This window comes from Methylomicrobium lacus, assembly GCF_041897535.1.
GTDB classification, from domain to species: domain Bacteria; phylum Pseudomonadota; class Gammaproteobacteria; order Methylococcales; family Methylomonadaceae; genus Methylomicrobium; species Methylomicrobium lacus_A.
In genome coordinates this window covers 3,096,561-3,117,917 of sequence record NZ_CP169217.1, presented here as the reverse complement: position 1 = coordinate 3,117,917, position 21,357 = coordinate 3,096,561, and the positions used below count along the sequence as shown (strand labels likewise).

The window sequence follows — 21,357 nt, the reverse complement described above, 5'->3', positions numbered from 1 at the left end:
GCATCAAGCCTTCTGCTCCCGAATCTGCTCCAGTTGGCGCTTGTTCACATGTTTGATCAACAGTTCGCGGTCTTCTTCTTTCATGTTCAGGTAATCGACGCTGACGATATACGGACAGTCCGGATCGTTTGCCGGATTCTTTCGGCATTGAACGACCCGGCAACAGGTCGTGACCTGCGCCCGCGAGGCCGGCAACAGAACCTTCAACTCCAGATAATCGCCTTCGTTCAAGGGCAGTTCGCTACCGAAGGCCAGGCCCGACGCGCTCAAATTCACATGGCTGGCGTTTTTCTCTCCGGCCCGGTCGTGCCGCCGCGCCAGGAACTCGGCCAGCATGTCCACCTTGTAATTGAGCAATTTCAAATAGCCCGCGACATCGGGCTCAGCCGTCTCGATCCGCTTCAACAGACCGTTCATCTCCTGCGCCACCGCCTCCATGATTTGCGGCAAGGCGTCGCCGACCAGCACATTTTCGTCGACGTGGCTGACCTCCGCCGCTTCCTGACCGGCGATTTTTCGGTAATAAAGATCGACTTCATCGTTGATACGAAAAAATCGCCGTCTGTCTCCGGCTTCTGGCATGAGGCTTGGATCTCCTGAAATCTGCTTAGTGTGCCGCGATCAAAAATCGAGCTCGCCTTCATCGAAATCGCCGAGTTGTTCCCTGAGGCGTTTTTTCTCCCAGTACATTTCAATTTTTCTGCGCGCCGCCATTTTTTTCACGGCCGATTCATCTTCGGTCGGAAAAGAAATGTATTCATCGATCAGATGCAGGTCGTAATCTTCGATCTCTATATCGGCATCGTGCTTGCTTTTTTCGATTTCTGGCTCGACTTTGGGGTTTTCCGCTGCGGATGGCTGTGTGTCTTTCGTCATAAAAAATCAACCGTTAAAAATGCGATTTATAATTATCTAAAAGACTGTTGTAAAGAAAAAATAATTCAACCCGTCAAATTCCACTGGGCCTGCCTGGAACCCACCCGCGCCGCCGAAAATTTGCTCGACGGCGAACCGATCCCGCGGCCGCGCCACCGCCTTCTCGGCACCCGGCCCTCATCATCCGCAACATCAAACGGATCAAAGCCTTACATCGCCCCAATCTTTTAGAAGCCGCAGTTTTTCAAGCCGCTAGTGCAATAATTCTATCCAATGCACGACTTTTTGCTGAGAGGTCGTTTGCAAATGTGTCAAACAGCCGATATTGGCGGTCGCGATCAGGTCCGGCCGAGCGGCCTGCAAGGCTTGCAGCTTGCCATCGCGCAATTGCGTGGAAAGATCCGGCTGCAGCAACGAATAAACGCCGGCCGAACCGCAACACAGATGCGCATCGCCGACCGGCGTCAAGCGGTAACCGAGCTTTTGCAGAATCGCTTCGGGAAGGCCTTTGAGCCTTTGCCCGTGCTGGAGCGTGCAGGGCGACTGAAAGGCGATGCTGTGGCCGCTGGCCTGGAAGCAAGACAAATCCTCACCGGCCAGCACTTCCGCAATATCCTTGACCGCCGCCGAAAAGCGCGCGGCTTTTTCGGCATAGACAGGATCATCTTTGAATAACCGGCCGTAATCCTTCGCCATCACACCGCAGCCCGACGCGGTCGAAACGATCGCTTCCATGCCTTGATCCAGATAAGGAACGCAGGCATCGATATTTTGGCGCGCCATCTCGAGCGCCCTGTCATGCGCCGACAAGTGGTAAAGCAAGGCCCCGCAGCAGGCGCCATTCTCCACTTGCAGCAACGCAATGCCCAGCCTGTCCAGCACTTTGGCTGCCGCCAGATCGATAGCCGGCGCCAGCGCAGGCTGCACGCAACCCGGCAGAATCCCCATCTTGCGCGCATGCTTCGAGCGCGGCCAAAGGTCTTGCGGCGTTGCGGGCGGAATCTTGCTGTTCAGATCGGGCGGCAACAGCGGTCTGAGCCGGCGCGCCATCTTCAGCAATAACGCAAACCGGCGCCGATAAGGAAACACTCGAATGATCACATAGCGCTTCAAACGATCGACAAAAGCCCTCCCCGCCTGCCGTTCGACGATGTCCCTGCCCGCGTCCAGAAGGCGCCCGTACTGCACGCCGGAAGGGCAAGTCGTTTCGCAGGCGCGGCAGGTCAGGCAGCGGTCCAGATGCGTCTGCGTCAGCCGCGTCGCCGTCTGGCCTTCGAGCACCTGCTTGATCAGGTAAATGCGCCCGCGCGGGCCGTCTAGCTCGTCCCCGAGCAATTGATAGGTCGGACAGGTCGCATTGCAAAATCCGCAGTGCACGCAGGCGCGCAGGATCGCTTCCAGCTCGCCGCGCCCCGATGCGTCGATATGAGAGGCGTCGATATGATCGGCCAAACGGGTATGCATTACCAATCCTGATACATTCTATGGGGATTGAACAGGCCGTAGGGATCGAACGCCTGTTTGCCCCGTTGATTCAATTGCCGCAATTTGCCGGTCAAGGGCTGAAACACCTCGCTGCCTCGCTCTTTGCCTTTAAACAGCAGCGCATGCCCCCGCGCCTGTTCGGCCGCCGCAAACACAGCCTCCGCCGGCTCCGCCGTTTTGAGCCAGCGCAAACCGCCGCCCCAGTCATAGATCCAGTCGCCCGCGAGCGCCAATGGCTCGGCCGCAGGCGGCACACTCAAGCGCCAGATATTCAGCTCGGTTGCGAAAAAATCGAGCCGGTGTTCGTTCAAATCACGCCAATAAGCACTATCGGCCGTAGCGGCCGCGCCGCCGATGCGCGCCGCCGCCGTTTTGACCGCCCTCTCGGCGCCGGACAGCCTGACATACAGCAGCCGTCCGTCATAACTGAGTCCCGAGACCGGCAATGGGCCTGAAGCCAGCGCCGTCATTTTGACCAAGGCCTCGGCAACCGTCAGTTCAAATGCACAAGTCAGCTCCGTCTCGGGCAAAGGCAGCACCTTCAGCGAGATTTCGAGCAACACGCCCAAGGTGCCGAGCGCGCCGACCATCAGCCGCGACACGTCGAAACCGGCGACGTTCTTGATCACCTCGCCGCCGAACGCCAGCACTTCCGCCCTGCCGTTGATGATCTTGCAGCCGAGCACGCAATCCCGGGCCGAGCCCGCAAAGGGCCGCCGGGGTCCCGAAAAACCGCAGGCGATCGTGCCGCCCAGGGTCGCCGAAGCGCCGAAATGCGGCGGCTCGAAGGCGAGCATCTGGCCGTGTTCGGCGAGCGTCTGCTCAAGCTCCGAAAGCGGAGTGCCGGCACGCGCGGTCACGACCAGTTCGGACGGATGGTAATTGACGATGCCGCGATGGCCGTTCATGCCTAATGGCTCGCCGGAAGCCTCCCTGCCGTAAAAAGCCTTGCTGCCGCCGCCGGTGATAAGGAGCGGTATTTTGGCCACCATCGCCCGCGCAACGCGCTGTTGCAGACTTTGGGTATGGTCGTTGGAAGCCGCCGTCATGAAGTGAAATTAAAGAGTGTATCCAGCATAGGTAGGACAGATTGTCGGTCGGATGGGCTTCTCAGGTCAATAGCAAGGCGTCTTGAAAAATCGGAAGCAGCGCATCCATTTCGAAGAAAGCATCAATCCAGGAAATTGCCGCCCGCGCGGATAGATTCCACTGGACGAAGCCGATTAATAAAATCTAACCCCAGTGACAAGTCCTGAATAGGTTTTTTTTACGTTTGTCTGACGGGTGTGTCCATGCAACATTGACGACGGCCAAGGATCATGTCGGCAAAATCTTCACCAAGCGGGATATCCATCACCGCGCTGAAAGAATCATCCTGCCCATTGATCCGCGCATGCCGCGCGAATTACAATTTAGTTCAAACAAGGCAATTCAAGCACGGGCCACTGAGAACTATGCAGACGGAAATCAGCACCACAACAACCACGTTGGCCGAGCTTTTGACCCAGATAGCCGAGACCTTTGGCGACAGGCCGGCCCTGATCAAGCGTTCAGGACTGCGCGACGATGTCTGGAGTTACGCGCGCCTTAACCGCGTCGCTAGGCATGTAGCACGCCAACTGCTTGAAGATTACCGGTTGCCTCCCGGCTCTAAAGTCCTGGTTCAGGGCTTCAACGATCCGCAATGGGTAGCCGTTTATCTGGGGTGTTGGGTTGCCGGGGTGATCATTGTGCCGCTTGACCAGCATTCTTCTCCGGATTTCGTTGCCCGCATCGCCGCATCGGTCGAAGCCTCGGCATTTATCGGCAGTCATGCGGCCGAGCAGATTTCCGCGATTCCACGGATCAATTTGGCCGATCTCGACTGGTCCGAACGGCCGGAGGCGGCACTGCCAATGAGCCCCAAACCCGACGATGTCGCCGAAATCATCTTTACTTCGGGCACGACCGGCCAACCGAAAGGGGTCATCCTGACCCATCGCAACATTCTCTTCAGCATTCAGGCGATTCAGGACGTCTATCCGTCATGGCAAGAGGTCCGTTTTCTATCGCTGCTGCCGCTCTCGCATCTGTTCGAACAGACGGTCGGCTTGTTCGCGCCCTTGCTGCATGGAGCGACCCTGTTTTATCCGGACGGCCGGCATTCCTCGGCCATTCTGCAAAAACTCGCGAAGAAGCGGATTCACGGCGTCGTTGCGGTGCCGCAGATACTCGAACTGCTGCTCGGCGCGATCGAAGCATCGATCATCGGCAACGGACAAAAACGATTATGGCAACATTGGCCTCGCCTCGGGCGGCATTTGCCGTTTGGCTGTCGACGTTTTTTCACCGATCTGTTATTTCCGGAGGCCGCCCGCTTGCCGAAGTTTTTCGTCTGCGGCGGCGCAGCGTTGCCTCTGCATTTGGAACAGCATCTGGAACACCTCGGCATCCGCGTGGTGCAAGGCTACGGCGCAACCGAATGCGCGCCGGTGATCGCGACCAACCATTTCGATCGAAGAATTCAGGGTTCTGTCGGCTGGCCAAAGCCAGGCATCCTCGTCAAACTCTCGGAGCAAGGCGAAATTCTGGTCAAGGGCGACAATGTCACTCAGGGCTATTGGAAAAACGAGCAAGCCACCCGCGCCGCGTTCACCCAGGATCACTACTACCGAACCGCCGATCTCGGCGAAATCGGCCAATACGGCGAACTCTATGTGAAGGGGCGCTGCAACAATTCGATCGTGCTGGCAAGCGGCCTGAACGTCTTTCCGGAAGACATTGAACCGATCGTCGAAGCCGAGCCCGGCGTCGCCGGCTGCATCGTGATGGCATTGCCCGATGCCGCGGGGGCTAACGGTATCACCGCGGTCCTGCGGCTATCGGAAGATACTGGAGAACCTGCGGAACAAATGGCCATCGCCCATCATGCGGTACGCTTAGCCAATGCGAAGCTGGCCCCGCATCAAAGAATCGCCGCCGTCCGCATTTGGCACGGCGACTTTCCGCTCACGCCGTTGCTGAAAATCCAGCGCTGGAAAGTGCGGGAGGCGCTGCTGAATCAAAATCCTCGGAACATGCACGCGGCAAATCAGGTTCCTGACTCCGGTGAACTGGCCACCCTGGAGCAATTATTGGCCACCGTCTGCAAGGTTCCGCTGCAATCGATCTCGGAAAACTCCGACCTGGATCTGGATTTGGGTCTGGATTCGCTGGACCGGGTCGAACTGGCCGTGCTGTTGGAACAGAAACTGGGCGTGCATCTCGATGATGTCGACCTGATCGGCATCCGCCGCGTCGGCGATCTCGAAGACTTGGTCAAACGCGGCGAGAAAGCCACGGCGGCGGCAAGATTCCCGGCCTGGCCGCTGACCGGCGCGTCCGGCGCCGCGCGCCGTTTGCTGCAACAAGCGATTGCGTTCCCGGCACATCGCGGGTTGAGCCGTTCGTTCACCGTCACCGGCACCGAGAACCTCAGCGATCTCGCCCCGCCCGCGCTGTTCATCGCCAATCACAGCAGCCATGTCGACACGCTTTCGATCCTGCGCGCGCTGCCGGCGCCGATTCGCAGAAAATTGGCCGTCGCGGCCGCGGCCGATTATTTTTTCAGCAACCGCCTGCTGGCAATCGCGCTTCCGCTCGCGATCAATGCCTTTCCGTTCACGCGCGAAGGCTCGATCCGGAGCAGTCTCGAATTTTGCGGCGAATTGATCGACAAGGGCTGGTCGGTGTTGATCTATCCCGAAGGAACCCGTTCGACCAGCGGCCGATTGTTGGACTTCAAACCCGGCATCGGCTATCTGGCCACGGGGCTCGGAGTTCCGATCGTGCCGGTCGCGGTCAGCGGCGGTTTCCAAATCCTGCCGAAAGGCGCGGTCTGGCCGCACCGTCACGAGGTTCGCGTGCATTTTGGGACACCGGTCAATATCCCGCCCGGCATCGAAAAACAGGACGCCACAAGCATCTTGCATGCGGCCCTGTTACAATTGCTTGACGAACCCAGTGATGAATCCGCCTGAAACCTGAGCCCTAGCGAGGACGACATGCCAAATGACAGCCATTCGAAGAACATCGACCGCCGGTCAGTGCCGGCGCGCGAAAACCGCTGGTCAAAAAAGGTCGCGCATTGGTTGGCAGAGGCCGATGTATCGCCCGATACGATTTCGATCTGCGGGGTGCTGGCGGCCCTGGTCAGCGGGCTTGCCTTCGCACTGACCGCAGGCGCCGATTCCATCCAAAGCCATCTGTTGTGGATCGTCGCCGGCACGATGGCGGGCCTCCGCCTGATTTGTAACATGCTGGACGGCATGGTCGCGGTCGAATGGGGAAAAGGCTCGCCGCTGGGCGCGTTGTATAACGAGATTCCCGACCGGATTGCCGATTTCATCATTCTGGTCGGCGCCGGCTACAGCGCCGGCGGCCATGTCGAGCTTGGCTACATCGCCGCTTCGGCCGCGGTATTCACCGCCTATGTCCGCGTCGCGGCCAGAAGCGTCGGCGCGCCGAGCGATTTTGGCGGGCCGATGGCAAAACCTCAGCGCATGGCGGTGATCATCGCCGCCGCGGCCTACCTCGGTTTCACGCCCGAGCGCTGGCACCCCGCGTTCGGCGATACGCAGCCCTTGGGTTTGACAAGCCTGGCCTTGGCGGTCATTTGTGCGGGCAGCCTCCTGACGGCGATCTTGCGTCTCCGGCGCGCGGCGCGTTATCTGCGCGCTTCGGCGAGCGCTTGACGAAGCGGCCAAACGATTACAGATTAAAAATACATGGTTCTTTTGATCTCATTAGGATAAGTCGCGATGATGCTACCGGCAAACCCCATCGACAGCCCCTTGTTTCTGCCGGCGGCCTACCGCATCCTGATTCTGCTGGGCCTCAGTCTGGCGCTGATTCTTTGGGTCGAACGCAGGAATTTAGGCCGGATACTGCAGGCCTCGTTATTCCTCAAGTGGCGGACCTGGGCGATCATCGCGCCGATTTTCGTGAGCGCGGTGCTCGGCGGCCCCCTGACTTTGTGCGTCCTGGTCGCCGCGATCTCCTGGCAGGGCATCCGGGAATATGCGGCGCTGGTCAGCCTGGTGCCGGCCTATCGCAACGTGTTGCTCGGCATGACCCTGATCGCGGCGCCGGTTGCGGTGCTGTCGCTCGACGGCTTTTTTCTCCTGGCCCCGCTGCTGTTGTTGGTCGCCGTCGCGCAGCCGCTTGCCTTCCAGTCGATTGCCGGCGGCGTCCGGCAACTGGCCCTGTCGACGCTCGGCTGGGCGTATATCGCCTGGCTGCTCGCGCATTTGCTGCTGATCGCGGTCCACATTCCGGGAGGTTCGGGGATTCTGCTGGTCCTCGGCGCGTCGGTCGCACTCAGCGATAACGGCGCGTTCGCGGTCGGCAAGCTGTTTGGCCGTCATCAATTATCGCCGGCGCTGAGTCCGAATAAAACCTGGGAAGGGGTGGCGGGCAACCTGATTGGCGCCTATGCCGGAACCCTGCTGATGGGCTTTGCGTTGCCGGAGTCTTCCTATGCCTTTCTATTGATCTCGCTGCCGCCGATCATCGCGATCGGCTCGTTATGGGGCGACTTGTTCGAATCGGCGATCAAGCGGGAAGCCGGCGTCAAGGATGCCGGCGACTGGCTGCCGGGCTTCGGCGGCCTGTTGGACCGGATCGACAGCCTGATCCTGGTCGCGCCACTGACCTATTATTTTTTGCGCCTGACCCAGTAACGGAAGGGATTAACGCCCCATCAAATACATGCCCAGCACGATGCAGGCCATGCCGGCGATATTGACCGGTTTGATCGGGATGCCGTAGGCGAACAGTCCGATCAGGGCCGCCCAGATGAAGGTCGACGCATAAACCGGATACAGGACGGTCGGCGATCCGCCTTTTTTAAAGGCGGCGATGAACGACACCATCACGCTGATATAGCAGACGACGCCGGCCCACAGCCGGGCATTCAGAAGATACGAGAGGATGCCGCCGCCCGCCGCATCGGCGCCGGTCTTGTAAAGAAACTGGCCGACCGCGCCGGCGATCGCGGCGAACACGAATAATAGTACCGAAAGGATCGGTGTTTCCATATCAGCCTCCACTCAGGATGTTGTGGTCGGGTGACCCGTTTGCGCCAGGATCGCGGCCAGGTTTCCGCCCAATATTTTCGCTTTCTCCGCTGCCGGAAGATTCAGCGCATCGATCTTCGCCAAGGCATCCCCGACATCTTCGCACATCACCGGCACATCGGAGCCGAATATCAGCTTGCCGGCGCCGATCGTCTTGCACAGGCGCCTGAGCTTTCCTGTCGTTGCGATATAGCTCGATGTGTCGACAAACACATTGTCGAGCCGTCGCGCCAATGCGATCGTTTCCTCGAAGCGCTGCACGCCGGCATGCGCGATGATGAAGGTAACGTCCGAAAACGCTTCTGCCAGCCATTCCGGTTCCGCGGCGGCAGCGCCTATGCCAAGATGCATGAACACCGGAATCCGGCATTCCCGCGCCACTTCGCTCAACGCGGTCATGTTCCTGCCGCGCAGATCGGTCGGGTATTGCACCAGGGCCAGCTTGATGCCCCGAAACCCCTCTGCAAGGCAGCGCCGAAGCTCCGTGAACGCATGGGGAGATTCGGGATTGACGAACGCGAATCCGTAAAAACGGTCCGGGCGCTCGCGCACGGCCCGCAAGACATCCTCGTTGCGCGGGTCGCCGAGCAGATTCTCGCGGAAGGCCCGCGAATTGACCAGCTGCCGCGCCTTGAGCATGCCGAGGGTCCGAAACAGCAGATGGCTGCGGAACAACGGCGAGTCGTGGATCGTGACCACATCGAGATTACGGACGCCGACGCCGACCAGCACGGTCTTGGCTATGCCTAATGCGTCCATGCGCTCGAGAATCGGCGCATAATCGCCGACGATATGCTGGTGGCCGTCGATGATCATCTAGGACGACTCCTTCCACGCATCAATCGCCGTAGCGCCGGCAAAACTGCCCGATTCCAGAAAAGCCGCGATCCTGGCCAGGAGCGCATCCGAGGTGTAAACATCATCGTGGCTCAATTCGGTACAGAAAACCGCCTTCGCGGGAGGAAGGCAAAACGCTTCGCGGTGGCGATAGACTTCGAACTGGTCCGCCCTGATGCCCAGTTGCGCGGCCATGGCGGAAACGCCTTTCTCGAGGATCACGCCCTCCTCCGCGCCAATCACCGGTAGCCGGTCCTTATCCCGGGATGCCAGATCGAACAGCATCTTGCCGTTGCTGAATGCCGCCGCGATCGATCCCAATTGTTCGATGACCCGTTCCGGAACCGCTTCCTGAAACGGAGAACGCAGATAAACGACGCGCCCGACATTCGCTATCGGCTTCACGCTCAAGGCCTGACGCAAGATGAACCCTCCGGAAATATAGCAAACGAAATGGCAGCGCGAATACCGCCCGATTTGATGCCTTTCAAGAAACCAGGCCAGTTGCCGCGCCGACCAATCAATACCGCAAAATTGGCAAAGCCGGGGCAGGAAAACTTCGTATTCGGTATTTCCCCGAAAATAATCCAGCACATGCGCCTTTTTGCTCGCATCGGCGGTTATTCCGGTCAGTATCATCAGCGCTTCTTTTGCCATCGTCGATGATCCCCTCTCCACCGGCCCCGCTTACCGTCAATAGTGGATTCGATTTCGGAAGACGCATTAAATTCCGCTATCAATCCTCAACCAGCAGCCACTTCGCGCTCAAAAATATCAGCCCCATCAGCAAATAGGCCAAAGCCCACTCCCAGGCCGGCGTCAGCGACAGCGCGGTATCCGCCGGGGTCCAGCGGTAGGAGTGCATCAGGCCCAAAGCAGACAAAAGGCTGGCCGAACCCGACCAAAGGGCGGCCTTGATGAAATGGCGCTCGATCACCGCGACCGTCAACGCGGCCAAGATCATCGCGCTAAAAATGAAGCCCTGCTCCAGCGCAAAGGCGCCGCCGATCCAGATATCGGCCTGTGCAAACCGCGCCAGCATCGTGTCCGAGAAGGCGGGCATCGGCGCGCCGCCGTAGTCCGCCGCACGCACCCCGCTCTTGGCCATGAACGCGCCCCAGGCGGCGATGCCGGGCAACAGCCCCATCACGACCGCCGGCGCATGGCTTTTCGGGGTTTCCTGAAACGCCTGCGCCGCGATCACGATGCCGATCCACAATACGATCGCCATGCCGGCGTCGATCGGCACCGCCCAGGCGATGTAGGACAGGCTGCCGGTCAGGCAAATCAAGGTGATGAAAGCGCCGTTCAATATCGAATAGCCGGCGCGGGCGCCCATCGCCTTCCAGCCCGGATGACCGATATAGATCGTGGTCGGAAAGCAGGAGCCGAACAGGCTGGCAGCCAAGGTTCCTATCCCGTTCGCGGCCAGCGAAGAGCGTGTCGGATAGCTGTCGCCGGCCGCTTCGGCCGATTCGATGTTTTGCAGCGAGCCGATCAGAGTGAACAGCCCCATCGGCACGATCACGGACAGATAGCTCAGGCTGTCCTTGGAAACCAGGGCCTGCCACAAATCGCCGGCCACCGGTAGCGGCCAATACCAACGGATCGGATTATCCGGCAGGGGGCCGACCGGCGCGAGCCCCACTCCCCAGGACAATAACACGCCCAGTATCACCGCCACCAAGCCGCCCGGCAGATTGCCGCGAAAGCGCAGCCGGCCGAAATAGACCAGCAGGATCACCGCGAAGGTGACCAGGCCGACGACCGGATGCGCATAGGCGCGGAACAAAAAACCGAGCGCAATGAAGGTCAGCGCGATGCCGGCCAGGGTGGACAGCAAGGCCGCGCGCGGCGTGGCTTTTCTTAGCTTCTCGACCACAAATGCGCCGCCCAGTTCGATCAGGCCGGAGCCGAAACAGGCCAACAGACCCGCCTGCCAGGCGATCGTTTCAGGATGCTCGGCCCCGCTGGCTTCCGCAATCAGCTTCGCGGGCAGCATCACCAGAAAAATATACGCGAACAGCGACACGGTGTTGATGCCGTAAGGCAAGGCGCAAATATCGTCGCGGCCGGTCGCCGCCGCCAGACGTTTGGCCTGATAAGCGTAAAAGATATTGCCGAGCAAGACCGACACCGCAGCGCCTGGCAGGATGTGCCGATAGATCAGATCGTCCGAAAAGCCCAACACGTGACCGCACAAACCGACGATCACCAGCAATTGCACCAGATTATCCAAAGCCAGACCGAAAAAGCCGTCGATGTCGGCGCGTACGAACCATTTCACAGAGACATCCTAAATCATTTAGAGTCGGCATTTTCTGCCGGCACCGCGACCACGGGTTTAAGCCCCATTTTCAAGGCACGCCGCGCAAAACGCCGGTCGTCGAAGCTATAAAAATATCGCAGTGCTTGCTGGCTTGCAAATGCAGCGCGTCGGCAAAATCCAGGCCTTCGGCATGCAATTCCAAGGCATCGGCGACGACCGGCCAGCTTTCGACGCTGACATTGGCAAGCCCTAACAAATGCCGGATGACGCGCGCAAAATCGCCGCTGCCGAAACCATAGAAGGCTCTGAGTACCCATTCCAATTCCAACACCACCGTCAGGGGCACGAATAATTGGGGCGATTCGATCATGATGCGCCGGGCAATCGGCCGTTGTTTTACCGCCTCGGGATCATTGGGGTCATCCACATAAAAGCGCGCCAGGATATTGGTATCAATCGCGATCATCTCGCATCTCACGCATCGCCTCGGCGACATCGAAATCGGACAAGCGTCTTTCTCCGGTTTTTTTACAAACCAGCATGCCATAACCCTCTTCGGGAAGGCTCGGTTGAACCCGGCGCTTCACTTCGACGCGCAGGGCATTCCCTTCCAGGATGAATTCAAGCTGGCAACCCGGCGTGATCGCCAAGCGGCGGCGTATATCCGCCGGAATCACAACCTGGCCTTTTTCGGAAACGGTGACGGTTTGCATGGCGAATAGACTCTCTTACACTGTAAGACGAAGTGTACCACTTTCAATGCCGTTGTCCATCGACGTATGGCAGTTAAGTGACCCTCAACCCTATATGCAAACCGCCTGAAACGTCAGCCCAAAACGCTGCAAATATTGTTTCAAGCGGTGGCTGTCGTTCACCCTGGTTTTTTGATTGCGGCTGGCGTTGTACAACTTCCGCCCCGCCTCGGCCATACTGCGGCTTTCGCGGCATACCTTCACCACTTCGGAAAGCTGCATCCGATCGAACAAATCCAGCTCGCTGAGCGTCTCCGCCGGCAGGACTTCGGTCAATACCTCAGTAGCGATTGACTTTTCCTGACTGAAAGCGAACCACGCCTGTTTGAGCCGCTCGATTTCACCCGCCACGATGTCTTCGGTGATGCGTCCTCCGGTTGCCAAGGTCGCCATCCGGGTCACGCTGGAGTTCAGGTCGCGAAAATTGGCGCGCCATAAGGCTTCGGGCGCATAGGCGAAAGCCAGATACTGCGCCCTCGCCGCCTTGTTGAAGCTGACCTTGTAGCCGGCCCTGACCGTGAACTGCTGCAATTCGTGTTCGAGGTTCGGCTCGAAATCCTCGATGCGCTGCTTCAACGCCGGCAGTTCGTAGGTCCATAAATTGATCCGCGCCAGCAGGTCCTCGCGGAATCGCCCGGTGCGTACCTGTTCGTACAGATTACGGTTGGTGCCCACGATCAATTGAAAATCGCTGCCGGTCTCCCTGTCGCCGCCGAGCGGCATGAACACCTTGTCTTCGATCGCGCGCAGCAGCATCGCCTGTTCGTCCAGACCCAATTCGCCGATTTCATCGAGAAACAATAGCCCCTTGTCCGCCTCGCGCAAAAGTCCCGTCCGCGCGGACAATGCCCCGGTAAACGCGCCTTTGACATGGCCGAACAGCGCGGACATCGCATTGTCGCCGCGCAGGGTCGCGCAGTTCACCTCGACCAGCCTCCCTGTCACCTGGCCCCGTTGTTTTTTCAATTCGTAAATCCGTTTGGCGAGGCGCGATTTGCCCGCGCCGGTCGGCCCGGTCAGCAGCATCGGCGCGGACGACTTGATCGACACCTGCTCCAGCTGCGAAATCAGCCGGTTGAAGGCGGCATTGCGGGTCTCGATGCCACCTTTCAGATAGGCGATGCCGTCGCGGGCTTCCTTCTCGAAGCGCGAGGCAATCTGGTCGTAGCGCGACAAATCCAGGTCGATGATGTGGAAAGTCCCTTGCACGCCATCCTTGCTCGGCGAGGTTTGGATCAGCTTACCCGGCAAATAATTCGCTTCGGTCAACAGGTACAGGCAGATTTGCGCGACGTGGGTGCCGGTGGTGATGTGGATGTAATAGTCGTTCTGTTCGGGATCGAACGCATAACTGCGCGTGAAGTCGAGCAAGCGGCTGTAAACCTGCTCGAAATCCCAGGGGTCGTCGTAATCGACCAGATGGGTCGTGATGACTGTTTGCGGCGACAAGGCACGCATGTCGTCGACCGAGATGTCGGCCAACTGCTGCTCGTCAGGATGATGCAGCAGGACGAATTCGTCGACCGGCAAACTGTCGTGCATCACCAGCGATACGGTCGGCCGCCAGCGTTCGTGCCGTTTTCGGCCCAAACCGCCATGATCAAGACGCGCGCCCAGCAGGCCGATGATGACAGTCTTCATGCAATGCCTCCTCAAATGTAGCCTCGATGCAGCGCAGCGGAATCGAGGGATCGACGGCTTCGAAACCTCGATTCCGTTACACTCCATCGAGGCTACACCTCATCACTACGACATCGGTTATAAAAATATTTATATAGATAGCCATCTATCTTAATCGATATAACAAGAATAACCAGGCTCAACCCCAAATTTTCCTTGCTATCAAAAGCACCCTATTTTTACCCTTCATAAACATAGCATTAAAGAAACTCACAAAGCCTCACGCAATACTGGCACGCGCTTTGCTATCACTTTATCGTCAGCAACCGAAAGAGAATAACGATGACCACTCCCTACGAAGTCCTGCACGAACCCGGCCGGCATCCGATCAAATCCTGGACGCGCGGCGTCAGCTTCGACGACAACTCCAAACGGCAATTGCGGAATATCGCGGCAATGCCGTTCATCCACAAATGGATCGCGGTGATGCCGGACGTGCATTTGGGAAAAGGCGCGACGATCGGCAGCGTGATTCCGACGATAGGCGCGGTGATTCCGGCCGCGGTCGGCGTCGATTTGGGCTGCGGGATGATCGCCGCGAAAACCAGCCTGAGCGCTAACCAGTTGCCCGATTCTTTGGAAGCGCTACGCAGCCGGATCGAAACGCTAGTGCCGCACGGCCTGCAAAGAACCGTGCGCGGAGGCCGCGACAAGGGGAGCTGGGGCGAACCGCCCGAAGACGTGCTGAACGCCTGGGCGGCATTGAGCGGCCGCTTCGACCGCCTGTGCGAAAAGCATCCGTTCCTGAAAAACACGAACAATCTGACGCAGCTTGGAACGCTCGGCACCGGCAACCACTTCATCGAGATTTGCCTGGACGAGAACGATGCGGTCTGGATCATGCTGCACTCGGGTTCGCGCGGCGTCGGCAACAGGATCGGCTCGCATTTCATCGAACAGGCCAAATTGGACATGGAACGCTGGTTCATCCATATGCCGGACCGCGATCTGGCCTACATCCCGGAAGGCAGCGCGCACTTTCAGGATTACATCGATGCGGTCGCCTGGGCGCAGGATTTCGCCCGAATCAACCGCGAAACGATGATGGCGCGCGCCGTGCGGGCGCTCCGCGACGTGCTCGCGATCCCGTTCGAAACCTATATCGAAGCGGTCAACTGCCATCACAACTACATCCGCCGCGAACAGCATTACGGCGAGAATGTCTGGGTGACCCGAAAAGGCGCGGTCAGCGCGCGGCTCGGCGAAATGGGGATCATTCCGGGCAGCATGGGCGCAAAGTCGTTCATCGTAAAGGGGCTCGGCAACGCCGAAAGCTTTTGCAGCTGCAGCCACGGCGCGGGCCGGGTGATGTCGCGCACCGAGGCGAAGAAGCGCGTGTCGCTGGCCGAACATATCGAGGCGACGGCCGGCGTCGAGTGCCGCAAGGACAGTGAGGTGATCGACGAAACGCCGTCCGCCTACAAGCCGATCGACCAGGTGATGGCCGCGCAGGCCGATCTGGTCGAAATCGTGCATACCCTGAAGCAGGTCGTCTGCGTCAAGGGTTAAAGAATTTGGCGAGCCGTTGTCAGCAGCGGCGCAGGTTCAAAAGCCTGCCTGACGCGCCCGTTTAACCTAGCGCGTATCGATGACAACAAGACGCCAAACGCCGCCGTAGCTCAGCCAGGAAGAGCGCCGCGCCCAACGCGGAAGTCGCAGGTTCGAATCCTGCCGGCGGCTCCATTGCTATAGCTCAGTGGGATAGAGCAACTGACTCATCATCAGTCTGTCGCCGGTTCGACCCCGGCTAGCAAACCTACCCTGCCAAGGTAGCTTGATAAACCGGCCCGCAAGGGCCACGGCGGACCTCCGGGCCGCGAGTTTGGAATCGTCAAGGAAGCAGCATGCGGCTGGGTTAGCGCATGGCGGCCGGGATGCCGCAATCCGAACACAAAGCAACATCGGCAAAGCCTGCCGGCGAAAATCGGCCGGCGCGCGCCGCGCAGGACGCAAGGCGCCCGCCGGTTGAAGCGTCAGCAGCCCGCGTCGATGCGGAGGTTCCGTCAACCCCAATTTAAGGAGAAAACGATGTCCATCAACAAAAAAATGATCATCACCGAAGCCCAACGCGGCCTGTTGTTCAAGGATCAGCAGTTCGTGAAGGTCCTGCCGCCCGGCGTTTACCGGCTCTGGGACTGGCTGAACCGCTACCAGTTGCAGACCGTCACGATCACGAACGCCTTGCAGCAAACCGTCACCGGCGATTTGTTGAACCTCGCGCAACTGCACGCGGAAGACTTTGCGCCGCACTTGCAGCTTTGGGAAACGGCTGACCACGAGGTCGGCCTGGTCTATCAGAACAACGTGCTGAAAGACATCAAGGCGCCGGGCCAACAGGGCGCGTACTGGAAAACGCAAAACGAAATCCGGATCGACAAGCTCGACATCGGCCGGGAATTGGCCCTGCCGAAGCCGCTCGCCGCGCAATTGTGCAACGCGAAGGAAGACATGCTGAAGCGGGCCGCGATCAACGCGATCGCGATCTTCAGCATTCCCGACCATCACGTCGGCTTTCTGGCCGTGGACAACGAAATTCAGGCGGTGTTGAGCGCGGGCGTGCATGCCTGGTGGCGCTTCAACCACAACCCGACGCTGACGCTGTTCGACCTGCGTTTGCAAAACATGGAAGTGAACGGCCAGGAAATTTTGACCAAGGACAAGGTCAGCCTGCGCGTGAATCTGTCCGCGACCTGGCAAATCAAGGAAGCGGAAAAAGCCCGCGCGGAACTGGCCGACGCGAAGGAGTTTCTGTACCGCGAGTTGCAGCTGGCCCTGCGCACGGTCGTCAGCACGCAAACGCTGGATGAACTCTTGGCCGACAAGAACTCGCTGAACCGGCAGATTCTTGAGATCGTCGCCGCGAAGGCGTCCGTTTACGGCATCGAAGTCAAATCGGTCGGTGCGCGCGACATCGTCCTGCCCGGCGACATGAAAGCGATTTTGACCCAGGTCGTCGAGGCGCAAAAAATGGCCGAAGCGAACCTGATCAAGCGCCAGGAAGAAACCCAGGCGACACGGTCGTTGCACAACACCGCAAAGGTGATGGAAGGCAATCCGATTCTGTTGCGTTTGAAAGAGTTGGAGTCGCTCGAAAAAATCACAGCGCGAATCAATACGCTGAATGTTTATGGTGGATTGGATAGCGTGATGAATGGTATGGTCAGGCTGATCGACAAGACGAACACGGTTTAACCGCGTAGGTCTGGCAACGATGAAGCTGTTACCCGACCTACCAGGCTCAACCTAACATATACGACTATTTAATCACTCATTACACATCAATCTATGCATCGTAAATTGGAATCACCGAAATTTTTACAAGGCCTTGGGCAGTTGGTAGTCGATTTTGGATTCATGGAACGCGCTGTACGAAGTGTAATAATTGTCATGGCAAGAGATCATCATTTGGCCAAAGCATTAGTGCCACCCGGAAACACGGTGTCTCAAAATCTTGAGCTTCTTCGGCGCATTTGTATACACAAAGTTCAAGAAGAAGCTCTAGCCCACTGGCTTGCCGCTATAGACGATCTGAAATCCATATTTGAAGAAAGAAATAAGATATTTCACGGCATGTTCTATGCCGAAGAGCATCGGGTTCTTCTCTCTCGGGTGAGCAAGGGAAAAAGACAGCTAACAGACCGGCTTACAGATATAGAAATTGAAGATGATTTCATTACGGCTCTTCATAAGCGTCTCAATGACAGACGTCGGCAGCTAATGGACTTCTGCGATGACTACTATTCCGATGAAACAGGTCCTGCTCATCAATCTTCGCAAGACGCTCATCCGAGCCTGTCATATGGAAAATGAGCCACAAGGGGGCGCATTGCGCCCCTTTTCATTGTCAAATTTTTAAAGCGGAAATGGTGCGCGGTGCGCACCCTACAGGGCCATAGGATGGGTTGACGAAGGAAGCCCATCGTTCGCGATTGATGGGCTTCGTGCCTCGGCCGATTCTATTGAACTGAAGTGCACATAAAAAACCAAAAGTCAAAGGCTGTCAGGTAAGGGTCGCATCGCGCCCCCTTTTCGATGCCAAATTACGACGATAATCTTGGCAAACGAGATAGATAGCCCACCGGAATTCGATAAAACGGCCCGACTTGGAAATGGTGCGCGGTGCGCCCCCTTGTATCTTCAACGCTACTCGCTGATTCAAGAGTTAAGCATGGTCAGTAGGAAACCCAAGAACGCAACCATGCAAACGCTGGCCCACCAAGCGGCATGCCGCGGCAGCTTGAACCAGAAGGCCAAGGGAAACAGCCCAAGGGCGATATACATGCATCCGCCCAAAACTGCCGAACGACCTTCGAGAAATATATCGGCTCCACCCAGCTTGGATGTGTGCCCCGAGTAGGTTCCGCTGAAGATGGACCAGAGCCCAAGCCCAATCAGCACAACACTGATAAGCGATGCCAAGATACGGGCAACTCGCATGTCTCGGCGATTATCGGTTTCTGCTTCGGGCTCCATAACTATTCCTCTTATTTACATAACCGCAAGATTCGGTGAAACACGCCCCACATCCGGCCGTGGCACGCTCACGGCTTGCCCTTAACTTTCCGATATTGCCCGTTGAACGAAACATTGAGTCCACCGCAGCGCATGTTGTCATCGCTGACGGTCAGGCCGTTCGGAGCGAAGGCAATGGTCAGCCGGCAGCCTTCTGCCTCGCCGTCGGCATAATGAATCTTGCCGTTGTCGAGCGGGAACGATCCTTCCAGCTCGCCGGTGTTAACGTTTCCTCGTTCCGCGTTACCTACCCATGCCGCATCGCCCCGCACATGAATCCGGCCGTCCTTCTCTTCCTTTACCAGGATCGTGGCCGAGTCCTTAGCCGGCTTGCCGTTATCATAGCGTTCGTATTCTCCGAAAATGCCATTCGCTTTCGGCGCGGCCGCGACGACCCCATCGAGGCCGGCAATCCTGTTCACATAAGCCTGCCTCAAGCAGGCTATGTCCTTACACGGATTACGCGTCGATTTGAGCCAGGCTTTTTGCTCCGCTTTCAGAGCCTCGCCTTTGGCGGCGACCGCCAGCGCGTTTTGATACGAATCCGTTAATTGCTCATCAAGGCCGGACAATTCAACATCGGAGCAGATCGTTTTCTCAATCCAGTTACGCGCCTTCGCACAGTCGAAGCTGGCGGCATAGGAAGCCGGTGAGGCGATTAAAAATCCAGCCGCGGCGATCAAGAGGAATGTCTTCTTTATCATGTCAAATTTCCCGACTTAGAAACTGGACTGAAAGCTATTCCACTTTCTCGACTTCGAAGACGGTACCGTTCACCGAAACCACCCGGACCTTGGTGTGAATGTCGCAATCGGGCCCGTGTACCGTCCAAATGGAATCTCCCACCCTGATCTTGCCCTGGCCGTTTTCGATCGGCGTGTACAGATTGAAAACGCGGCCGATGTATTGCGCGCCGCGCTTGTTCAAAAGCGGACGGTCGCTTTCTATCGGGTGTTTTTTGACATAAAAGCGCCAAACCGCGATCGCGGCGACCGACAGTATCGAAAATTCAAAGATTTGAAAATTTTCAGGCGTATCGGGAAATAGGAAGACCAGACAGCCGGTCACGAAACCCGCCGCAGACATCCACAGAAAGAAGAAGCCGGGCGCGAGCAGTTCGATCACCAACAGCAGCAGCGCCCATACCCACCAGTACCAGAAGACAAAATCCAGTTCGCTCATCGCCATTTCCATTACGCGCCTTTGGTGTTTTTGCCCATCGCTTCCTTGGCCAGTTCGCCGATGCCGCCCAGCGCGCCGATCACACTGGAGGCTTCGAGCGGCATGAAGATCAATTTGCCGTTTTCGGCGGAAGCGATTTTTTGCAGCGCGTCGATATATTTTTGCGCGATGAAATAATTGATCGCGTTCAGGTCGCCCTTGCCGATCGCTTCGGACACCATCAGGGTCGCCCGAGCTTCGGCTTGCGCCAGACGCTCCCGCGCATCGGCATCCCGATAGGCGGCTTCCTTGCGGCCTTCGGCCTCCAGAACCGCCGCCTGCTGAGCGCCTTCGGCGCGCAGAATTTCGGATTGCCGGAGCCCTTCCGCTTCCAGAATCGAGGCGCGTTTCAAGCGTTCCGCCTTCATCTGTTTGCCCATCGCTTCGACCAGGTCTTTCGGCGGCGCGATGTCCTTGATTTCGATCCGTGTGGCTTTGATGCCCCATGGCGTCGTCGCATCGTCGACCACCGTCAGCAAGCGCGCATTGATGTCGTCGCGCCGTGACAGCAACTCATCCAGATCCATCGAACCCATCACAGTCCGGATGTTGGTCATCACCAGATTCAGTATCGCCCATTCCAGCTTGCTGACTTCGTACGCGGCTTTCGCGGCATCCATGACCTGATAGAACACCACGCCGTCGACGGTCACCATCGCATTGTCCTTGGTAATCACCTCCTGCGACGGCACATCCAGCACCTGCTCCATCATGATCATTTTACGGCCGATCTTATCGATGACCGGCATGATGATATTCAAGCCTGGGGTCAAGGTATTGGTATAACGGCCGAAGCGCTCGACCGTATATTCCATACCCTGGGGAACGGGTTTTACCGACAAAAACACCAGCAATATCGCCAGCACCAACAAGACTAAAACGAACGCGCCAAAGCCCATGGGGCCTCCTCATTTCTCAGGTTGAAAAGGTGAATGACAGCCAACAGTATGGCACAGAAAACTTGCTGCCTGCCGGCGGTTGCAACTAATTTAGGCTGCGTGAAGACTTAGCGCGATTTATATCACAATCGCCCCATTTTTCACCATATAAAGCATCCAAGACGCCGAATGCCGCTACCTTGACTGCGTTCATTCCGCTTCCTGGAGATCAAGCCTGCGCGTGCAAAAATACCCGAATATTATCCCTTTGATCAGGCGGAGGATTAATTTCGGCGCGTCGGAATGGTATAGTAACGGGTTGCAAACCGCGGGAATCATGCTCCCCGCAACTCTCGGCTTTTACTCGTTTTTACAGGCAACTCATTATGGTAAATGATTTAGTAAATTTTTCTTTTCAGTTGGCAGCGTTTACGGTTATTTTCTTTGTGCTCGGCATGATCAAACCGAAATGGCCGCTTTTTTTCCTGAAAGAGCCCACGCGTTTTATGATCGCGATGATCACGCCGATCCTGATCATGATTACCGTCACCCTGTACGGCGAAGGGCTGAAACGCGAAAAAGAAGCCAAGGCGCTGAAGGAAACTCCGGCACAAATCGTAGCGCCCGCCCCGGCCCCGGTTCCAACGCCCACCCCGGATGCGGCGCCGAGCGCTCCGGCAGCCAAATAGTGCAACCACGCGATGGGGACGACGTATTTCGTCCCCCATCGCGTAACGCCCAAAAACGTATCC

At 57.8% G+C, this 21,357-nt stretch carries 22 protein-coding genes and 2 tRNA genes; 9 read left to right on the top strand and 15 right to left on the bottom strand.

The window, feature by feature from the left end; genetic code table 11:
• Positions 1-3: 3 nt before the first annotated feature.
• From ACEPPP_RS13830 to glcE, 4 genes are all read right to left on the bottom strand, one after another.
• The gene (locus tag ACEPPP_RS13830) at positions 4-582 is read right to left on the bottom strand and encodes a PilZ domain-containing protein (protein ID WP_374087607.1); all 579 of its coding nucleotides are present in this window, start codon (positions 580-582) and stop codon (positions 4-6) included.
• 39 nt (positions 583-621) lie between these two features.
• A complete protein-coding gene (locus ACEPPP_RS13825) occupies positions 622-876 on the bottom strand; it encodes a PA3496 family putative envelope integrity protein (protein WP_374087605.1) in 255 nt (84 codons plus the stop codon).
• A gap of 252 nt (positions 877-1,128) precedes the next feature.
• On the bottom strand, positions 1,129-2,340 hold the full coding sequence (gene glcF, locus ACEPPP_RS13820) for a glycolate oxidase subunit GlcF (RefSeq protein ID WP_374087604.1): 1,212 nt from the start codon (positions 2,338-2,340) through the stop codon (positions 1,129-1,131).
• Positions 2,340-3,410, bottom strand: a complete 1,071-nt coding sequence (gene glcE, locus ACEPPP_RS13815) for a glycolate oxidase subunit GlcE (protein ID WP_374087602.1) — start codon at positions 3,408-3,410, stop codon at positions 2,340-2,342. Before glcE ends, glcF begins: the two co-directional genes overlap by 1 nt.
• 405 nt (positions 3,411-3,815) lie before the next feature.
• Here glcE and ACEPPP_RS13810 point away from each other — a divergent pair, with 405 nt between their 5' ends.
• From ACEPPP_RS13810 to ACEPPP_RS13800, 3 genes are all read left to right on the top strand, one after another.
• On the top strand, positions 3,816-6,359 hold the full coding sequence (locus tag ACEPPP_RS13810; protein ID WP_374087600.1) for an AMP-binding protein: 2,544 nt from the start codon (positions 3,816-3,818) through the stop codon (positions 6,357-6,359).
• Between the two features lie 24 nt (positions 6,360-6,383).
• Positions 6,384-7,073 carry a CDP-alcohol phosphatidyltransferase family protein gene (locus tag ACEPPP_RS13805; protein ID WP_374087598.1) on the top strand — a complete coding sequence of 230 codons (690 nt, stop codon included), beginning with the start codon at positions 6,384-6,386 and terminating at the stop codon, positions 7,071-7,073.
• Positions 7,074-7,139: 66 nt separating this feature from the next.
• Positions 7,140-8,060: a phosphatidate cytidylyltransferase gene (locus ACEPPP_RS13800; RefSeq protein WP_374087596.1), complete on the top strand. Its 921-nt coding sequence runs from the start codon at positions 7,140-7,142 to the stop codon at positions 8,058-8,060.
• A gap of 9 nt (positions 8,061-8,069) precedes the next feature.
• Here ACEPPP_RS13800 and ACEPPP_RS13795 read toward each other — a convergent pair whose 3' ends face one another.
• The 7 genes from ACEPPP_RS13795 to rtcR all read right to left on the bottom strand — a co-directional run bounded on the left by ACEPPP_RS13795 (position 8,070) and on the right by rtcR (position 13,955).
• The gene (locus tag ACEPPP_RS13795) at positions 8,070-8,417 is read right to left on the bottom strand and encodes a hypothetical protein (protein ID WP_374087594.1); all 348 of its coding nucleotides are present in this window, start codon (positions 8,415-8,417) and stop codon (positions 8,070-8,072) included.
• 12 nt (positions 8,418-8,429) lie between these two features.
• The gene (locus tag ACEPPP_RS13790; protein ID WP_374087592.1) at positions 8,430-9,272 is read right to left on the bottom strand and encodes an amidohydrolase family protein; all 843 of its coding nucleotides are present in this window, start codon (positions 9,270-9,272) and stop codon (positions 8,430-8,432) included.
• Complete coding sequence (locus ACEPPP_RS13785; RefSeq protein ID WP_374087590.1) at positions 9,273-9,950, bottom strand: hypothetical protein; 678 nt, start codon at positions 9,948-9,950, stop codon at positions 9,273-9,275.
• Positions 9,951-10,029: 79 nt separating this feature from the next.
• The gene (locus tag ACEPPP_RS13780; RefSeq protein WP_374087588.1) at positions 10,030-11,580 is read right to left on the bottom strand and encodes an NCS2 family permease; all 1,551 of its coding nucleotides are present in this window, start codon (positions 11,578-11,580) and stop codon (positions 10,030-10,032) included.
• A 70-nt stretch (positions 11,581-11,650) separates the two neighbouring features.
• Positions 11,651-12,028 (bottom strand): type II toxin-antitoxin system VapC family toxin, encoded by a 378-nt coding sequence (locus tag ACEPPP_RS13775; RefSeq protein ID WP_374087586.1) that lies wholly within the window; start codon positions 12,026-12,028, stop codon positions 11,651-11,653.
• A complete protein-coding gene (locus tag ACEPPP_RS13770; RefSeq protein WP_374087585.1) occupies positions 12,015-12,275 on the bottom strand; it encodes an AbrB/MazE/SpoVT family DNA-binding domain-containing protein in 261 nt (86 codons plus the stop codon). Before ACEPPP_RS13770 ends, ACEPPP_RS13775 begins: the two co-directional genes overlap by 14 nt.
• Positions 12,276-12,365: 90 nt before the next feature.
• Positions 12,366-13,955 (bottom strand): RNA repair transcriptional activator RtcR, encoded by a 1,590-nt coding sequence (gene rtcR / locus ACEPPP_RS13765; protein WP_374087583.1) that lies wholly within the window; start codon positions 13,953-13,955, stop codon positions 12,366-12,368.
• 321 nt (positions 13,956-14,276) lie between these two features.
• Between rtcR and ACEPPP_RS13760 the strand changes: the two genes are divergently transcribed.
• The 5 genes from ACEPPP_RS13760 to ACEPPP_RS13740 all read left to right on the top strand — a co-directional run bounded on the left by ACEPPP_RS13760 (position 14,277) and on the right by ACEPPP_RS13740 (position 17,804).
• Complete coding sequence (locus tag ACEPPP_RS13760) at positions 14,277-15,503, top strand: RtcB family protein (protein WP_374087581.1); 1,227 nt, start codon at positions 14,277-14,279, stop codon at positions 15,501-15,503.
• A gap of 99 nt (positions 15,504-15,602) precedes the next feature.
• Positions 15,603-15,677 (top strand) — tRNA-Trp (locus tag ACEPPP_RS13755).
• Positions 15,677-15,747: transfer RNA gene (locus ACEPPP_RS13750), tRNA-Met, on the top strand. Before ACEPPP_RS13755 ends, ACEPPP_RS13750 begins: the two co-directional genes overlap by 1 nt.
• A gap of 275 nt (positions 15,748-16,022) precedes the next feature.
• Complete coding sequence (locus tag ACEPPP_RS13745; RefSeq protein WP_374087579.1) at positions 16,023-17,186, top strand: slipin family protein; 1,164 nt, start codon at positions 16,023-16,025, stop codon at positions 17,184-17,186.
• 93 nt (positions 17,187-17,279) lie between these two features.
• Positions 17,280-17,804: a hypothetical protein gene (locus ACEPPP_RS13740; protein WP_374087577.1), complete on the top strand. Its 525-nt coding sequence runs from the start codon at positions 17,280-17,282 to the stop codon at positions 17,802-17,804.
• A gap of 345 nt (positions 17,805-18,149) precedes the next feature.
• Here ACEPPP_RS13740 and ACEPPP_RS13735 read toward each other — a convergent pair whose 3' ends face one another.
• The 4 genes from ACEPPP_RS13735 to ACEPPP_RS13720 form a co-directional block, all read right to left on the bottom strand.
• Positions 18,150-18,467, bottom strand: coding sequence for a hypothetical protein (locus ACEPPP_RS13735; protein ID WP_374087575.1), 318 nt, complete (start codon positions 18,465-18,467; stop codon positions 18,150-18,152).
• Between the two features lie 68 nt (positions 18,468-18,535).
• Complete coding sequence (locus ACEPPP_RS13730) at positions 18,536-19,210, bottom strand: lysozyme inhibitor LprI family protein (protein ID WP_374087573.1); 675 nt, start codon at positions 19,208-19,210, stop codon at positions 18,536-18,538.
• A gap of 34 nt (positions 19,211-19,244) precedes the next feature.
• On the bottom strand, positions 19,245-19,688 hold the full coding sequence (locus ACEPPP_RS13725; RefSeq protein ID WP_374087571.1) for an NfeD family protein: 444 nt from the start codon (positions 19,686-19,688) through the stop codon (positions 19,245-19,247).
• Positions 19,689-19,699: 11 nt separating this feature from the next.
• On the bottom strand, positions 19,700-20,626 hold the full coding sequence (locus ACEPPP_RS13720; protein WP_374087570.1) for an SPFH domain-containing protein: 927 nt from the start codon (positions 20,624-20,626) through the stop codon (positions 19,700-19,702).
• Positions 20,627-21,060: 434 nt separating this feature from the next.
• Here ACEPPP_RS13720 and ACEPPP_RS13715 point away from each other — a divergent pair, with 434 nt between their 5' ends.
• Positions 21,061-21,294: a hypothetical protein gene (locus tag ACEPPP_RS13715; protein ID WP_374087566.1), complete on the top strand. Its 234-nt coding sequence runs from the start codon at positions 21,061-21,063 to the stop codon at positions 21,292-21,294.
• Positions 21,295-21,357 lie beyond the last annotated feature (63 nt).

What these genes read in the sequence shown, in the direction of transcription:
- ACEPPP_RS13830 (WP_374087607.1), bottom strand. Translation starts at nt 582, where the DNA reads ATGCCAGAAGCCGGAGACAGACGGCGATTTTTTCGTATCAACGATGAA.
- ACEPPP_RS13825 (WP_374087605.1), bottom strand. Translation starts at nt 876, where the DNA reads ATGACGAAAGACACACAGCCATCCGCAGCGGAAAACCCCAAAGTCGAG.
- glcF (WP_374087604.1), bottom strand. Translation starts at nt 2,340, where the DNA reads ATGCATACCCGTTTGGCCGATCATATCGACGCCTCTCATATCGACGCA.
- glcE (WP_374087602.1), bottom strand. Translation starts at nt 3,410, where the DNA reads ATGACGGCGGCTTCCAACGACCATACCCAAAGTCTGCAACAGCGCGTT.
- ACEPPP_RS13810 (WP_374087600.1), top strand. Translation starts at nt 3,816, where the DNA reads ATGCAGACGGAAATCAGCACCACAACAACCACGTTGGCCGAGCTTTTG.
- ACEPPP_RS13805 (WP_374087598.1), top strand. Translation starts at nt 6,384, where the DNA reads ATGCCAAATGACAGCCATTCGAAGAACATCGACCGCCGGTCAGTGCCG.
- ACEPPP_RS13800 (WP_374087596.1), top strand. Translation starts at nt 7,140, where the DNA reads ATGATGCTACCGGCAAACCCCATCGACAGCCCCTTGTTTCTGCCGGCG.
- ACEPPP_RS13795 (WP_374087594.1), bottom strand. Translation starts at nt 8,417, where the DNA reads ATGGAAACACCGATCCTTTCGGTACTATTATTCGTGTTCGCCGCGATC.
- ACEPPP_RS13790 (WP_374087592.1), bottom strand. Translation starts at nt 9,272, where the DNA reads ATGATCATCGACGGCCACCAGCATATCGTCGGCGATTATGCGCCGATT.
- ACEPPP_RS13785 (WP_374087590.1), bottom strand. Translation starts at nt 9,950, where the DNA reads ATGGCAAAAGAAGCGCTGATGATACTGACCGGAATAACCGCCGATGCG.
- ACEPPP_RS13775 (WP_374087586.1), bottom strand. Translation starts at nt 12,028, where the DNA reads ATGATCGCGATTGATACCAATATCCTGGCGCGCTTTTATGTGGATGAC.
- ACEPPP_RS13770 (WP_374087585.1), bottom strand. Translation starts at nt 12,275, where the DNA reads ATGCAAACCGTCACCGTTTCCGAAAAAGGCCAGGTTGTGATTCCGGCG.
- rtcR (WP_374087583.1), bottom strand. Translation starts at nt 13,955, where the DNA reads ATGAAGACTGTCATCATCGGCCTGCTGGGCGCGCGTCTTGATCATGGC.
- ACEPPP_RS13760 (WP_374087581.1), top strand. Translation starts at nt 14,277, where the DNA reads ATGACCACTCCCTACGAAGTCCTGCACGAACCCGGCCGGCATCCGATC.
- ACEPPP_RS13745 (WP_374087579.1), top strand. Translation starts at nt 16,023, where the DNA reads ATGTCCATCAACAAAAAAATGATCATCACCGAAGCCCAACGCGGCCTG.
- ACEPPP_RS13740 (WP_374087577.1), top strand. Translation starts at nt 17,280, where the DNA reads ATGCATCGTAAATTGGAATCACCGAAATTTTTACAAGGCCTTGGGCAG.
- ACEPPP_RS13735 (WP_374087575.1), bottom strand. Translation starts at nt 18,467, where the DNA reads ATGGAGCCCGAAGCAGAAACCGATAATCGCCGAGACATGCGAGTTGCC.
- ACEPPP_RS13730 (WP_374087573.1), bottom strand. Translation starts at nt 19,210, where the DNA reads ATGATAAAGAAGACATTCCTCTTGATCGCCGCGGCTGGATTTTTAATC.
- ACEPPP_RS13725 (WP_374087571.1), bottom strand. Translation starts at nt 19,688, where the DNA reads ATGAGCGAACTGGATTTTGTCTTCTGGTACTGGTGGGTATGGGCGCTG.
- ACEPPP_RS13720 (WP_374087570.1), bottom strand. Translation starts at nt 20,626, where the DNA reads ATGGGCTTTGGCGCGTTCGTTTTAGTCTTGTTGGTGCTGGCGATATTG.
- ACEPPP_RS13715 (WP_374087566.1), top strand. Translation starts at nt 21,061, where the DNA reads ATGATCAAACCGAAATGGCCGCTTTTTTTCCTGAAAGAGCCCACGCGT.